At 63.6% G+C, this 14,253-nt stretch carries 10 protein-coding genes; 7 read left to right on the top strand and 3 right to left on the bottom strand.

Going from position 1 to position 14,253, the window contains the following annotated elements:
• Nucleotides 1-137: 137 nt before the first annotated feature.
• The gene (locus tag ACFQT0_RS07740; RefSeq protein WP_380201746.1) at nucleotides 138-1,040 is read left to right on the top strand and encodes a patatin-like phospholipase family protein; all 903 of its coding nucleotides are present in this window, start codon (nucleotides 138-140) and stop codon (nucleotides 1,038-1,040) included.
• A 444-nt stretch (nucleotides 1,041-1,484) separates the two neighbouring features.
• The gene (locus tag ACFQT0_RS07735) at nucleotides 1,485-2,414 is read left to right on the top strand and encodes a hypothetical protein (RefSeq protein ID WP_380201744.1); all 930 of its coding nucleotides are present in this window, start codon (nucleotides 1,485-1,487) and stop codon (nucleotides 2,412-2,414) included.
• 42 nt (nucleotides 2,415-2,456) lie between these two features.
• On the opposite strand, the gene ACFQT0_RS07730 is transcribed toward ACFQT0_RS07735, so the two are convergent.
• The 3 genes from ACFQT0_RS07730 to ACFQT0_RS07720 form a co-directional block, all read right to left on the bottom strand.
• Nucleotides 2,457-3,377, bottom strand: a complete 921-nt coding sequence (locus ACFQT0_RS07730; protein ID WP_380201741.1) for an NAD(P)/FAD-dependent oxidoreductase — start codon at nucleotides 3,375-3,377, stop codon at nucleotides 2,457-2,459.
• A 258-nt stretch (nucleotides 3,378-3,635) separates the two neighbouring features.
• Complete coding sequence (locus tag ACFQT0_RS07725) at nucleotides 3,636-4,394, bottom strand: 4-alpha-glucanotransferase (RefSeq protein ID WP_380201738.1); 759 nt, start codon at nucleotides 4,392-4,394, stop codon at nucleotides 3,636-3,638.
• Nucleotides 4,382-6,451 (bottom strand): 4-alpha-glucanotransferase, encoded by a 2,070-nt coding sequence (locus tag ACFQT0_RS07720; RefSeq protein ID WP_380201736.1) that lies wholly within the window; start codon nucleotides 6,449-6,451, stop codon nucleotides 4,382-4,384. Before ACFQT0_RS07720 ends, ACFQT0_RS07725 begins: the two co-directional genes overlap by 13 nt.
• Nucleotides 6,452-6,569: 118 nt before the next feature.
• Here ACFQT0_RS07720 and ACFQT0_RS31590 point away from each other — a divergent pair, with 118 nt between their 5' ends.
• The 5 genes from ACFQT0_RS31590 (at nucleotide 6,570) to ACFQT0_RS31580 (ending at nucleotide 14,248) form a co-directional block, all read left to right on the top strand.
• On the top strand, nucleotides 6,570-8,825 hold the full coding sequence (locus ACFQT0_RS31590) for an AsmA family protein (RefSeq protein WP_449272049.1): 2,256 nt from the start codon (nucleotides 6,570-6,572) through the stop codon (nucleotides 8,823-8,825).
• A 665-nt stretch (nucleotides 8,826-9,490) separates the two neighbouring features.
• Nucleotides 9,491-11,815, top strand: a complete 2,325-nt coding sequence (locus ACFQT0_RS31585) for a translocation/assembly module TamB domain-containing protein (protein ID WP_449272048.1) — start codon at nucleotides 9,491-9,493, stop codon at nucleotides 11,813-11,815.
• A gap of 14 nt (nucleotides 11,816-11,829) precedes the next feature.
• Nucleotides 11,830-13,068: a hypothetical protein gene (locus ACFQT0_RS07695; RefSeq protein WP_380201732.1), complete on the top strand. Its 1,239-nt coding sequence runs from the start codon at nucleotides 11,830-11,832 to the stop codon at nucleotides 13,066-13,068.
• Nucleotides 13,023-13,562, top strand: a complete 540-nt coding sequence (locus ACFQT0_RS07690) for a hypothetical protein (protein ID WP_380201730.1) — start codon at nucleotides 13,023-13,025, stop codon at nucleotides 13,560-13,562. Before ACFQT0_RS07695 ends, ACFQT0_RS07690 begins: the two co-directional genes overlap by 46 nt.
• The gene (locus ACFQT0_RS31580) at nucleotides 13,553-14,248 is read left to right on the top strand and encodes a BamA/TamA family outer membrane protein (protein ID WP_449272047.1); all 696 of its coding nucleotides are present in this window, start codon (nucleotides 13,553-13,555) and stop codon (nucleotides 14,246-14,248) included. Before ACFQT0_RS07690 ends, ACFQT0_RS31580 begins: the two co-directional genes overlap by 10 nt.
• The last annotated feature ends 5 nt before the right edge of the window (nucleotides 14,249-14,253 follow it).

The following is a 14,253-nucleotide window of genomic DNA, read 5'->3' as shown; positions in this document are numbered from 1 at the left end:
TTCCGCCCGCCAGCGCCTACCTTGAGGCAATTCCCTAACAACCTGTCCTGCACTGGCGGCGTACAGGCAGTGCTTTGCTTAACAAAGCGTATTGAGCTGATTTTATGCATAAAATGTTACCGCGCACCGTTGCGCTTTTGGCAATAAGTTTTCTGTGGTGTTTCGGGGCGCAGGCCCAGCGTGTGGGCGTGGTGCTGAGCGGCGGCGGCGCCAAGGGCCTGGCCCACGTGGGCGTACTTAAAGTCCTGGAAAAGAACGGCATCCCCATCGACTACATCATCGGTACGAGCATGGGCTCTATTGTGGGCGCGCTGTATGCGGCGGGCTACTCGCCGCGCGAGATGGAGCAGCTCATGCTCACGCCGGAATTCCAGAACTGGGTGAGCGGCAAGCCCACCGAGGACAAAACCTTCAACTACCTCACGGCCGAGCCGTCGCCGTCGGCCCTGCGGGTGGGCGTGGCGCTGGATTCCACGTTCCGGGCGCGCATCAGCACCAACCTGGTCAACGACCTGAACCTGAACTTTGCCCTGGCCCGTACGCTGGCCCCGGCCGCCGCGCAGGCCAACTACGACTTCGACAAGCTGTTTGTGCCCTTCCGCTGCCTGGCGGCGGAGGTGTTTACGCGCAAGCAGGTGATTCAGAAAAGCGGCTCGCTGGCCGATGCCGTGCGCAACTCCATGACCGTGCCGTTGGCCTTCCGCCCCATCCGCAACCCCGACGGGCGCTACCTCTTCGACGGCGGCATCTACAACAACTTCCCCACCGACGTCATGCGCAACGAGTTTGCGCCCGACGTCATCATCGGGGTGAACGTGGGCGACGTGGCCTACAAGAAATACCCCTTCAAAGAAGACGACGCCCTGCTCACCGGCACGCTTCTGTTCCTGGGCGCCAACGTGGCCGACACCCTGAGCGTGGGAAAAAATGGCATCTTCATTCAGCCCGACCTGGAAGGCTTCGGCGGCACCGACTTCGACCGCGTGAACGACCTCATTGCCAAAGGCGACACCGCTGCCCAGCGCCACTCGATTTGCTGAAAAAGCGCATAACGCGCCGCGTGGACACACTGGAGCTGCAACAGCGCCGCCAGGCTTTCCAGAGCGGCGCGCCGGCCCCGCGCTTTGTGCAGGTGCGCGTACAGGGCCTGCGGCCCGAGCAAAACGCCTACGCGCAGGCCTTCTTCCAGCGCTCGGGCAGCACTTATACCATCGATGACCTGGAAGAAGGCTACTTCCGCTTAGCGTCCGACGACTTCTTCCGCAACATTTACCCGCGCATCAAGTACGACCCCGAGCAGAAGGGCTACGTGATGAGCGTGGACGCCCGCCAGAACAACAACGTGAGCGCCGAAGCGGGCTTCGTGCTCAGCAACCGGCCGCTCGACAACCTGTACATCGGCGTGGAGTACCGCTACCTCCGCCGCCTGCTGTATTCGGCGTCGGCCAACGTGAGTCTGGGCCGGTTTTACAACGGCGCGCAGGGTGGCTTCCGCATCAACGTGCCCGGCCGACTCCTTCTACGTGGAGCCCACCGCTACCTACAACCGTTGGGACTACCAGAACACCAGCGGCCTGCTGGGCCGCGACGTGCTCAGCACCCAGGTGCGCCAGCAAGACACCAAAGTAGGCGCGCAAGTGGGCCTGAGCCCCAATTACCGCAGCCGCATTCTGCTGGACATGGGCGCCTTTTACCTGAGCGACGACTACGCCAACATATCCGAGATTTCAAGCGACACCAAGCTCGACAAAACCAACTTCCGGGGTGGTACGGTGGCCGTGCAGTTTGCCCGCAACTCACTCAACCGCAAGCAATACGCCACCAACGGCAAGCGCATCGTGCTCACGGCACGCGCCGTGAGCGGCTCGGAAGACTACAAGCAGGGCGACACGTCCATTCTGCCCGGTTTCTCGCAAAACCACCGGTGGTTGCAAATGCGCGCTACCCTCGAGAAGTACTTCCCGCTGAAGGGCGACAAGCACGCCTGGGGCTACTACGCCGAGGTGGTGGTCAGCGGCCAGGGCACCTTTGCCAATTACCGCTCCACGCTGACCACCTCGCCGGTGTTTGCGCCGCTGCCCGACTCACGCACCTCGTTTATGGACAGCTACCGCTCGCCGCGCTACGCTGCCGCGGGCCTGCGCTACACCATGCCCTTCCTAGGCAAGCTGGAGTGGCGCAACGAAGTCTTCACCCACGTCAACTACCAGCCCCTGCGCCAGAACGAAGAGCAGCGCGCCGTGCGCCGCAACGGCTTCGAACGGCCCCGCCTCACGGCCAGCACGGGCTTGGTGTTCCAAACCCCGGTGGGCCCGCTGGCGCTGCACGCGTTGTTCTACGACGACCCCTCGCGCCGCTTCAGCGTGTACGGGCACCTGGGCTACCTGCTGTTCCGCAGCCGCGCGCTGGAGTAGGCCGGCGCATTGTTGAGCTGATTCAGGCGTGAGCAGTTTAGCTCAACGCGGGCACTCCTCACGCGTCAGGGCTTCGTTGATGACGATAGCAGCTCTGGCGCCAGCCGCAGCGGCCAGCAGGGCTTGCTGCGTTCCCGGCGTGGTGTCGCCGGCGGCATACAGGCCGGGAACGGAGGTTTGCATGGCCGAGTCGACCCATACGGCGCCTCTACTAGTGTGCCTTGCCCCAAGCTTTTCGGCCAAGGCACTGCGCTGGTGCTGCGGGGCGTGCAGAAACACGGCGGTGCGTTCGAGCTGGCTGCCATCGGCAAACTCGATGCACTGCAGGTCGTTGGTGGCCGAGCCCACCAGGCGGGTGATGTGGTCTTCGCGGATTTTTATTTTCTGCCGCCGCAGCCGGCGCCGGGCATTGGGCGTGAGGTGCCCGGGCCCGTTGGTGATTACCACCACGTCGTCGGTCCAGCGGCTCACGAGCAGCGCGAGGCCCGTTACGGTTCGGCCCTGCCCGTACACGGCCAGGGGCTGGTTGCGCACCTCCCAGCCGTGGCAGTACGGGCAGTGCAGCACACCCCGCCCCCACAGCTCCCGAAATCCCGGCAAGGGCGGCAATATATCCGACACGCCCGTGGCGAGCAGCACCCGCCGGGCCGTGATGGTAACCGGCGTATCATCGGCGGTATTGCTGCCGGTGGCCCGAAAGCCGCGGCCTTCGGGTACTATACCGTCAATCTCCAGGCACTGCACCTCCACCGTGGTGTAGGGCTCCAGCCTGCTCATGGCCCAGGCGCAGCAGCTCGGCCGGGGCAATGCCGTCGCGCGTGAGAAAGCCGTGCACGCCGGGCGAGGCTTCGTTGCGCGGGGGCCGCCATCGGCCAGCAGTACCCGGCGCATGCACCGCCCCAGCGTGAGAGCCGCAGAAAGCCCGGCGCTGCCCGCACCGATAATAAGAACGTCGTAATGCATCGGGATAGAATAAAGCTCAGAACTTGCTCTAACCCCCGGCTAAGGCCCCGGGTTACGAAAACAGGCCCCGCCAGATGCAAAAAGACCCCTTCCGGCCGGAAAGGGTCTTTTTCATTTGAAGTTGAGCTGAGGTAGAGACGCAATATTTTGCGTCTCGTCGTTGAACGATGGGTGCCGCGCCGTTCTGCCGACGACCGTTCAACGACGAGACGCAAAATATTGCGTCTCTACTTCGTTCCAGCTAATTCCAACAACTCCTTATCCCCGGCCGCTGGCTTCTACCAGCCCACGCAACGGCTCGTTGAAGCCCACCGCATCTACCAGCTCTTCGAGCGGCAGGTGCAGGCGGTACTTCCAGAAGTGCGTGGGGTTGCTGGGCACGTTGATTTGCTCGTCGTGCGGATTGGCGCGGCGCAGGCCGGTGTCCATGGCCAGCAGGTCCTGCAGGGGGAAGATGGCCCACATAGCGGGCGAGTGCAGGTGCTGCACCAGGATTTCGCGCGCTACCCAGGGCTCGCAGTAGAACGGCGCCACTTCGCGCCAGTGGCCCAGGATGGTTTCGAAGAAGCGCTGGGTGCGCACCCGGTCTTCTTCCCACCAGCCGCGGACGGTGCTCATGTCGTGGCTGCTGGTGGTCACCACGCTCAGGTAGGCGGCGGTGTCGGGGTGGCCGAACTCGGTTTCGGGGTTCGAAGGCATGCGCTGGATGTTCAGACCCAGGATGCCGAGCTCTTTCATCACGCCGGGCACGGAGGCGGGCACCATGCCCAGGTCTTCGCCGCAGATGAGCATGTCGGTGGCGTAGCGCACGGGCGGCAGCTTCACAAGGCCCTGCTGGCGCCAGAACTCCTCGTGACGGCGGAAGAAGAAGTCCACGTAGATGTCGTCGTAGAGGCGGCGGCGGTCTTCGTCGCTTTCCAGCTCCCGGAATGAGTAGCTCTTGTTCAGGGTGATGCGCGGGTGGTAGAAGTCGTCGCCGGCGGGCACGAACAGCACCTCGTTTATCAGCTGGAACAAGCCCTTTGCAGCCAGGCAAAGTAGTCGGCGTGCTCGGGCGCGGCGGCCAGCTTCTGGGCAATGTAGGCCTCAATCTTGCGCTGGGTGTCCACGGGCTCCTTGAAGTGGATGCGGCCGTAGCTGGCGTCGTACATGTACTCGTCGAACACGGCCTGGGCTTCGCCCTGGAAGATGTCCTGCAGCATGTGCCAGCGGATGTAGGGCTCGCACAGGCGGCTGTAGCTGAACCAGCCCAGGCGGCGCTCAATTTCGTGGCGGTGCAGCGGCAAGGCGGGCGAGAAGTGGCCCAACAAGCCCTCCACCGACTCGATGGGCATTTCCCAGATGCGGAAGAAGCCCAGAATGTGGTCGATGCGCAGGGTGTCGAAGTAGCGGGCCAGGTGGCCCATGCGCTGCTTCCACCACTTGTAGCCGTCCAGGGCCATGCGCTCCCAGTTGTAGGTGGGGAAGCGCCAGTTTTGGCCGGTGGTGGAGAAATCATCCGGCGGGGCGCCGGCCTGGCAGTCCATGTGGTAAAGCTCGGGCTGGGTCCAGGCATCCACGGAGTGGCGGTAGATGCCGATGGGCAGGTCGCCCTTGAGCACCACGCCGCGGCTGCGGGCGTAGGAAACGGCCGAGCGGAGCTGCTTGTCGAGGTAGAACTGGGTGAAGAAGAACAGGCCGTACTCGTCGTAGCCGGGAGCGGTTTCGGCGGTAAGTTGAGCTAAGTTCTGCGGGGTGCGGAACTCGGCGGGCCACTGCTGGAAGTCGGCCGTGCCAAACCGGTCGCGCAGGGCCGAGAAGGCGGCGTAGGGCACCAGCCAGTCGGCCTGGCTCACCAGGAACTCGCGGTACTCGGGGTCGGCCAGAAAAGCCTTCTTTTCCTGCTGATACAGCAGCTTAAGAAACTTCCATTTGGCGTTCATCACCGGCTCGTAGTCCACAAAGTCCTTGGCGTTGAACTCCTGCTTGAGTTGAGCCAGTTCGGCCGCGGCCTTCTTGTCCTTGAGCGGCGCAATGCCTTCGAGGTGAATAAACTGCGGGTGCAGCGCAAACACCGAAATGGCCGCGTACGGGTACGAATCGACCCAGGTGTGGGTGGCAGTGGTGTCGTTGATGGGCAGAATCTGCACCAGCTTCAGGCCGGTTTGCACGGCCCAGTCGGTGAGCAGCTTCAGGTCGGAAAACTCGCCCACGCCGAAGCCTTTTTCGCTGCGCATGGCAAACACCGGCAGGGCCACGCCCGCGCCGCGCCAGGTATCGGAATAGCGGTAGGCTTCGTCGCTGAACACGCGGGCGGCGGTGCGGTCCTTGGTGCCGGGCACCACGCGGTTTTCGCCGCCTTCCATGTCGAGGGCGTGGCCGGCCTGGGTGTCCCACACGGCGTATTTATAGAGGCAGTCTTCGGTGGGGTTTTCGAGCGTAATGCTGCCTGTCCAGGTCGGGTAGTCCCGGTCCGAAAGCACGAGGCCCTTGGTGTTGTCCCAGGCCCCCAGGGCCGGGTCGGAACCGAGAATACACAGCTGGTAGTGCGGCTCAACGCGCGGAGCCAGCAGCCGAAATACGGTTTCGCCGGCCGCGGGCGTGGCCGGGGCCACGGCGTCCACCTTGGGAGCTTTCGCTTTTTTGCCTTTGGCCACGGGGACCGGGGCCGCGGCTCCAGCAGCCGGCCGGCGGAACAGGGCTTTGGTGAAGGCCGCGGTCAGCAGCTCGTTTTCGGGTTGGGCCGGGGCGCGCCAGTAGTCGGTCAGCTGCAGACGCTGAGTACGCGAGGGGTCGCAGGCAATGCTGCGGTTGGGGCCCGACTCCCAGTGCACCGCGCCGGTGTTGGCGTCGAGCAGGAGGTATTTGTAGGTGAGTGTTTGCGGCGCGGCGGTATCGGCTACGGTCAGCTCAAGCGACCAGCAGGTGGTAGCCTCGTCGTAGCGCATCACGGCCGCGGCGGCCTGCAGCCAGTTGCCCAGGTCGGGGTGGGAGCCGCACACGGCCAGGCGCTGGCCAAATACGGTGCGGTAGGGCAGCGAAAAACGTAGTATCATGCAATCGGTGGTTTTGGGGGTGCAAGATAAGGAGGGCATTGGGCAGCCCGCATCAGGAAAAACTTATGGCAGGGGATACGAAGGATTGCCAACCCCGGCCGGACGTTTTGCGTTTGGAAGCTCGTCCTGCTTCGTTTGACGCTTACCACCTCTCGCTTTGTCCACTTTTCTGCGTCGTGCCCTTTACGGTTTGCTGGGGCTCTTAGCCTTTGTGCTCCTCCTCGTTATTGCGGTGGTGGTTGTGTTGCAATTTCCCGCGGGCCAGGACTTTGTGGCCCGTCGGGCCGAAAGCTACCTGCGCGATAAGCTGAAGACGGAGGTGCGCATCGCTAAGTTTCGCACGGATTTCCGCCACGCCATCAACCTCGACGGCGTGTACCTCGCCGACCAGCAGCGCGACACCCTGCTTTCGGTGGGCCACCTGGGCGTCGACCTCGACATTCTGGCCCTGTTGCGCAGCGAAATCAACGTCTCGAACGTGGAGCTCAACGACGGCCGCGTGCGCCTGACCCGCACCGAGCCCGACTCGGTAAACAACTACGACTTCATCCTCGCCGCCTTCACCGACCCCAACGCGCCGGTGGACACCACGGCTTCGAACCTGAAGTACGACATCGGCAAGCTGCGGCTCACCAATATCTACTTCACCCAGGACGACCAGGTGACTGGGTCCGACGTGCGTGCCCGGATTGGAGAATTCACAGCTAACATGGACGAGGTAGATGTGGATAAGTCTATGTACAAAGTGGATAACGCGGCGCTCCGTCAAGCTTCCATCAGCATTACCCAGACCAAAACAGCGCCGGAAGTGGACAACCCCGCTCCTACCGAGCCGCTCACCCTGCAGTTTGGGCTGAATCGGGCGACGCTCGACAGCGTGGCCTTCACGTATAAGAACAACCCCGCGGCGCAGTACATCAGCACCAACATTGGGCTGGCTGACATCACGGCCCGCAACATCGACCTGCAGAACCAGCGCGTCGACCTCACCAAGCTCACCCTCAAAAACACGCGCTTTGCCTACGCGCAAAACGAAAACGTGCCCGTGGAGCAGCGCGTGGTGAACCCCGCCGAGGCTATTCGCAAGCTCGACGAAGCCACCGACAAAGCCAAAGCCGCCACCGGCCAGCCCCTGAAATGGCGCGTGACCCTGGCTCAATCCGACATCAGCGGCCTCGACGTGGCCTTCGACAACTTCAACCAGCCCAAGCAGCGCACCCGCCTGCCGGCCATGGACTACAACCACCTCCACTTCACGGATTTGGTGCTCAACACGCGGGACTTTGCCTTCTCCGAAAACAGCACCACCGCTAAGGTAGACAACCTGGCCGGCCGCGAGCAAAGCGGCTTCCAGGTGAATAAGTGGCGAGCCAACGTGGTGTACGACTCGGTGCAAATCCGCCTCGACAGCCTGGATTTAATAACCCCGCATACCCGCATCCGGCGCACGCTGGCCATTGGCTACGAGAGTCTGGCGGCGCTTGGCGAAACCAAGAACCTGCCCAACCTGAAGATAGAGGGCGATTTGCGCAATGTGCGCCTCGGTTTCCGCGATATTCTGTACCTGGCGCCGGACCTGGCGGGCACGCCCCTTCAACACCGGCCCCAACCAGTCGGTGCTGCTCAACGGGCTGGTGGCCGGCCGCGTGGGCGACTTCACGGTGCGCAACCTGGAGTTTGTGGGCCTGCGCAACACGGTGCTGCGCGCGCGGCGCGGCCGCATTCAGGGCCTGCCCAACGTGGACTCGCGGCTGTACGCCGACCTGGACATTCAGCAGTTCAGCACCACCGAGGCCGACATCCGCAGCCTGGCGCCGAAGGGCAGCATTCCGAGCAACATCAACATTCCACCGACGCTGGCCGTGAGCGGCACGTTCCGTGGCCGGCCCACCGTGCTGCAGTTCGACACCGACCTGACACTGCGCTCCACCTACGGCAACCTTGCCTTCGACGGCAACCTGGGCGCCAAGCAGGCCAATGGCCGGCAGCCGGTGGTGGGCACCTTCGCGGTGGGCGGGTTCGATTTTGGCAAGCTCCTGAAAGACCCCACCATTGGGCGTGTCACGGCCACCGGGCGCATCAATGCCAGCGGCAACGTGCAGGACCCCGCCACCCTGGTGGGCCAAGTGAAAGCCAATGTGCAAAGCGCCGTGTACAACGGCTACACCTACCGCGGCGTGGCCGCCACCGTCGACCTCGACCGGAACCGCTACGTCATCAACGCCAACAGCAAAAACGACCCCAACCTCGACCTCGACCTGCGGGCCGTGGTGAACCTGCGCGACGCCAACAACCCCACCTACGAGGTAACATCGCTGAACCTGCGCGGCGCCAACCTTACGGCGCTCGGCTTTTATACCGGCGGCGACCTGCGCGTGCAGGGCAACCTCAACGCCAACATCTCCGGCTCTAGCCTCAATACGCTCAACGGCACGATTCGCGGCACAAATGTGGTGCTGGTGCGCGACAACCAGCCCTTTGCCTTCGACACGCTCAGCGCCAAAATCACCCAAACGGCCACGCGGGCCGCGCTGGATTTCAATTCCAACATCGTGGCCGCCAAGCTCGACGGCAACGTGCACCTCGGCGACCTGGCGCCGGAGCTGCAGCAGCACCTCGACCGGTATTTTGACCTGCCCGGCGTGCGCTACGCGGCCGGCTCGGCCGACCGCCGCTTCACGTATTCGCTGCAGCTCAAGGATGGCAAGCTGGCCACCAAGCTGGTGCCGGGCCTCAAGGAAATTTCGCCCTTCACGCTGGCCGGCGACTACAGCCGCCGCGACGCCCGCCTCACCGCCAACACCAGCATTCCCGTAATTCGCTATGAGAATTACCGGGTCGACTCGCTGCGGCTCAACGTGGGCTCCGATGCCAGCAAGCTGGATTATGGCCTGCGCATGGCCCAGGCCGCCCAGGACACGACCCTAAAGCTGCGCCGCCCGAGCATTATCGGCAACGTGGCCGACAATAAGGTGTTTACCCGCGTGGCCATCCTCGGCGACTCAGCCAACCGCGAGCAGCCTGGCGCTGGCCGGCACGCTGCAGGCCCTGACGGAGCGCGGCCGCACCGGCGAGGTGGTGTATCAATTTGCCGCTGCCCCCGAGCAAGTCATCAACTACGAGAAGTGGAGCGCTGGCCCCAACAACTACGTGCGCTACTACCCCACCGGTGCCGTGGTGGCCGACGGCCTGCGCCTGACCAACGGCCGCAGCACGCTGGCCCTGCAAAGCCAGAATCCCGCGGTGGCTACTTCGCCGCTGGGCGTCACGTTCAACAATTTTGAGCTGGCCGAGCTGGCCCGCATCGTGCAGCAGCAGGATTCGCTGGTGGCCGGCACCCTGAACGGCACGGCGCGCATCGACAACCTGGGCACCAAGCGCCAGGCCTTCACGGCCGATGCCACGGTGAGCAACTTGGTGTTTCAAAAAGCCGTCATCGGCGACATTGCCGTGAAGGCCACCAACCCCGCGCCCAGCCGCTACGACGTGGACGCCCGCCTAACTGGCGGCGCTGCCGGCAGCGTGGGCGGCAGCGGCAACGACGTGCGCCTCACCGGCAGCTACCTGGCCAGCAGCGCCACTCCGCTCAACTTCGTGGTCGAGGCCAACCGGTTCAACCTGAAGCTGGTTGAGCCCTTCTCGGTGGGCCAGGTGCGCAGCGCCACCGGCTTCGTGCGCGGGCGCCTGACCGTGGCCGGCGCCCCGGCCGCGCCCCAGGTGCGGGGCACACTCACCACTTCCGACGATGCCGGGTTTGTGGTGCCGCAGTTGGGCTCGCCTTTTCGCCTGCCTGGCCAGGACCTGACGTTCGACGACCGCGGCATTGCCTTCAACAACTTCACGGTGCTCGATTCGGCTTCGAACAAGGCGGTGGCCAACGGCTACTTGCTCACCAAGGACTTTGTCAACTACACGTTCGACATGCGGGCCACGACCAACAACTTCATGGCCGTGCGCAGCACCCGCGCCAACAACGAGCTGTTCTACGGGCGCTTGGTGCTCGACTCGGAAACCCGCCTGACCGGCCCCCTCACCCTCATCAAAGTCGATACCCGCGTGACGGTGGTGGAAGGCTCGAACCTGACGGTGGAATCGCCCAGCGCCACGCCCACCACGGTGGCCCGCGAAGGCATTGTGGAGTTCATCGATGTGAGCGCGCCGCTCGACACCATGCTGGCCCGCAACCTGGCTCTGGACACGGTGAAGGTGGACGCGACGGGCTACGACGTTACGGCGGTGGTCACCGTGACCAGCCGCACGCCGTTCACCATCGTCATCGACCCGGCCAGCGGCGACAACCTGCGCGTGCGGGCCGACGGCACCCTGAACACCAACATAGCGCCGGACGGCACCATCACGCTCACCGGCCGGCTGGACGTGGCCCGCGGACAGTACCACATGTCGCTGTATGACCTAGCCGAGCGGGATTTCATCATCAGCCGGGGCTCGTCCATCACCTGGGACGGCGACCCGTATAACGCGGCGCTCAACGTCACGGCCATTTACAAAGTGCAGGCGGCTCCGGCCGAGCTGCTGGCCAGCCAGGGCGAAGACGACCCCACCAGCAACACGGTCTCGCGCAACCGTCTGCCGTTTAACGTGCTGCTCAACGTGACCGACCAGTTGAGCAAGCCCACCATTGGCTTCGACATCACCCTGCCGGAAAACCAGCGCGGGGCCCTGGATGGGCAGGTAGAAGCCAAGCTGGCCCAGCCTGCGCCAGCCCAGCCTGAATTCGGAAATGAGCAAGCAGGTGTTTTCGCTGCTGGTTCTGGGCCGGTTTGTGGCCCAAAACCCATTTCAGACCAGCAGCGGCGAAGGCCTGGTGGCCACGCAGCTGCGCGGCAGTGCCAGCGCCGTGCTCACCGACCAGCTCAACACCCTCACCGACAAGTATCTCTCGGGCGTGGGCCTCGACCTGGGCCTGACCAACCAGGCCGACTACAGCACCGGCGAAGCCCGCAGCCGCACCGACCTGAACGTGGCCGTGCGCCGCCGCTGCTCAACAACCGCCTCACCGTGCGCGTGGGCACCGACATTGGCCTGAGCGGCAATACCGGCTCAACGGTCACGCAGGGACAGTCTGCCGCTAGCAATTTTGCCGGCGACATAAGCCTGGAATACCTCGTGCTGCCCGATGGCCGCCTGCGGGTGCGCGTGTTCCGCCAAAACGCGTTCGAGGACATCGACGGTCAGATTGTGCGCACGGGCGCTGCCCTGGTGTTCCAGCGCGACTACCGCGATTTGAAAGAGCTGTTTTCCAAAGTACCTGAAAGCATCAAAGAGCAGCGCAAGGTGAACCGCAAAGTTGAAAAGGTCGAAAAGAAGGCCGAAAAAGATTCCGTTCAGAGCCAGCCGACGGCCCGCGTGGATACCTCGCGCACCAAAGCGGCCAGACGTTAATACCCGATTTTAGTATGCTTGATTTCTTACGTCGTGTGGTTCGCCGGCAGGGCCGCCCCCATTTGCTCCGGGCCACCGGGCCCGGCGGGGAGCGCCCGCAGGCTGGCGGCCGGCTGTGCTACTACGGCGCGACCTTTTCCCTACTCCTGCTCTCGGCCTGCTCGGGCCTGCGCTACATCCCCGAAGGCCAGCGGCTGTACACCGGCAGCAAGGTCACGCTGAAAACGCCCGGGAAAATCCCCAACGAATCGGCCCTGCAAACCGAACTGGAATCGGTGATTCGGCCCAAGCCCAGCGCCTCGTTTCTGGGGCTGCGGCCCAAGCTGTATTTCTGGGGCATCGGGCAAGGCAAAACCAAGGGCCTGGCCAAGTTCCTGTCGGATAAGTTCGGCGAGGCGCCCGTGCTGCTGAAGGACGTAAAAATCAGCGCCACCGAAGGGCTGATGACCAACCGGCTTTACAACAACGGCTTCTTCAAGGCCACCGTGGCCCACGAGGTGAAAACCCAGGAGAAAACGGCTCAAGTCGACTACACCGCCACCACGGGCAAGGTGTACACTATCAAGGAAATTCACTTTCCTGACCGCGACACGCTGGTGGATGCCGCCATCCGGGCCACTCAGCCCGGCACGCTGCTCAAAGTGGGCGACCCGTACAACTTGGACGTGCTCACCGCCGAGCGGGTACGCATCGATAACGAGCTGAAAAACCAGGGCTATTTTTATTTCACCCCCGGCTTCCTGCTGTTTCAAGTGGACAGCACGCTCAACAACCAGGTGAACGTGTACATGCGCGTGAAGGCCACCGCTCCGGACCGCACCACCCGCCCCTACTGGCTCGACGTCATCAAGCTGAATACCAACTACGTCCTCACCGACACTACCCGCCGCGAGCCGGTGCGCTACCGCGGCTACGAGTACTACCCCGACGAGAAAGTATTCAAGGCCAAGGCCGTCACCAACGCCACCTTTCTGTACCCCGACAGCCTGTACCGGCGGCGCCGGCGCGACCAGACCGTGAGCCGCCTGATGAGCCTGAACGTGTTCAAGTTTGTGGAAATCCGCCTGAAGCCGGCGGCAGCCGGTGACTCGGCCGGCCGCGCCCGCCTCGACGTGGACGTGCTGATGACCCAGCTCAAGAAGAAAAGCCTGCGCGCCGAGCTGCGCTGGTATCGAAAAGCAACGGCTTCACGGGGCCGGGCCTCACGGTGTCGTATCGCAACCGCTCGGCTTTGCGCGGCGGCGAGCAGCTGACCCTCAATGCCACGGCCACGGCCGAAACCTCCACCAAAGCACCGCCCGGTGGCGAGTCGCGCAACAACACCGGCCTGACTTCCACCGAGTTTGGCTTCAATGCCGCGCTGGCCGTGCCCCGGCTCATTGCGCCCAACCTGCCTTTGCTCGACGTGCGCCTGCCCAATTCCGACTTTCAGCCCCGCACCACGTTCGGCACGGGCGTGCGGTACGTCACCCGCACGGGCTTTTTCAGCACCACCAACTTCAACCTGAACTACGGGTATAGCTGGAAAACGAAAATCACCAATGAGCAGGAGCTGCGCCCCATCGATGTGCAGTACAACCTGGTGTCCACCACCCCCACGTTCGACACCATTCTGACCAAGCGGCCGTTTCTGCGCAACTCGTTTGAGCAGCAGTTCATCTTGGGCTCGAGCTACCGCTACACCTTCAACCAGCAGGTACTGGAGCAGCGGCGCCAGCAAATCTTTTTCAGGGCCAGGTGGAAGTGAGCGGCAACGTAGCCTCCGCGTTGGGCAATGCCTTTGGCATGAGCCAGAATTCGGAGGGCCGCTACACCGTTTTCAAACAGCCTTTTTCGCAATACACCAAGTTTGACCTGGAGCTGCGCGAGTACTACCGTATCTCGGCCGACCCCGCTTCCGGCAACCGCATTGTGGCCCGCCTGCAGGCCGGTATCGGCCTGCCCTACGGCAACTCCAGGGACCGTTCGCTGCCCTACCTGCGCCAGTACGGCATCGGCGGTCCCAACTCCGTCCGGGCCTTCGCTCCGCGCGAGATTGGCCCCGGAACATACAAGCCGGTTCAAAACACCGATAACGTCATCAGCTACTACGACCAAGTGGGCGACATTCGCCTCGAAGGCAACGTGGAATACCGCCAGGACTTGGTGCCCTACCTAAAAGGCGCCGTCTTCGTAGATGCGGGCAATATCTGGCTGGTAAACCCCGACCCCGACCGGCCCGGTGGCCAGTTCAAAGCAAGCAACATTTTCAACCAGGCTCGCCGTGGGCGCCGGCGTGGGTTTGCGCGTCGACGTGCAGTTCTTCGTCATCCGCTTCGATTACGCCATTCCCCTGGCCGCCCCCTACGGCACGCCCACCAGCACCGCCGGCCGGCTCAACCTGGCCATCGGCTACCCCTTCTAACGCTGGGCTTAATGAAGAATGAGGAATGAAGAAT

It is taken from the genome of Hymenobacter humi (genome assembly GCF_042665855.1).
Classification (GTDB): domain Bacteria; phylum Bacteroidota; class Bacteroidia; order Cytophagales; family Hymenobacteraceae; genus Hymenobacter; species Hymenobacter humi.
Note: the sequence above shows the minus strand (reverse complement) of the source record. Positions and strands in the feature narration are given on the sequence as shown.

What these genes read in the sequence shown, in the direction of transcription:
- ACFQT0_RS07730 (WP_380201741.1), bottom strand. Translation starts at nt 3,377, where the DNA reads ATGCATTACGACGTTCTTATTATCGGTGCGGGCAGCGCCGGGCTTTCT.
- ACFQT0_RS07720 (WP_380201736.1), bottom strand. Translation starts at nt 6,451, where the DNA reads ATGCCCTCCTTATCTTGCACCCCCAAAACCACCGATTGCATGATACTA.
- ACFQT0_RS07695 (WP_380201732.1), top strand. Translation starts at nt 11,830, where the DNA reads ATGCTTGATTTCTTACGTCGTGTGGTTCGCCGGCAGGGCCGCCCCCAT.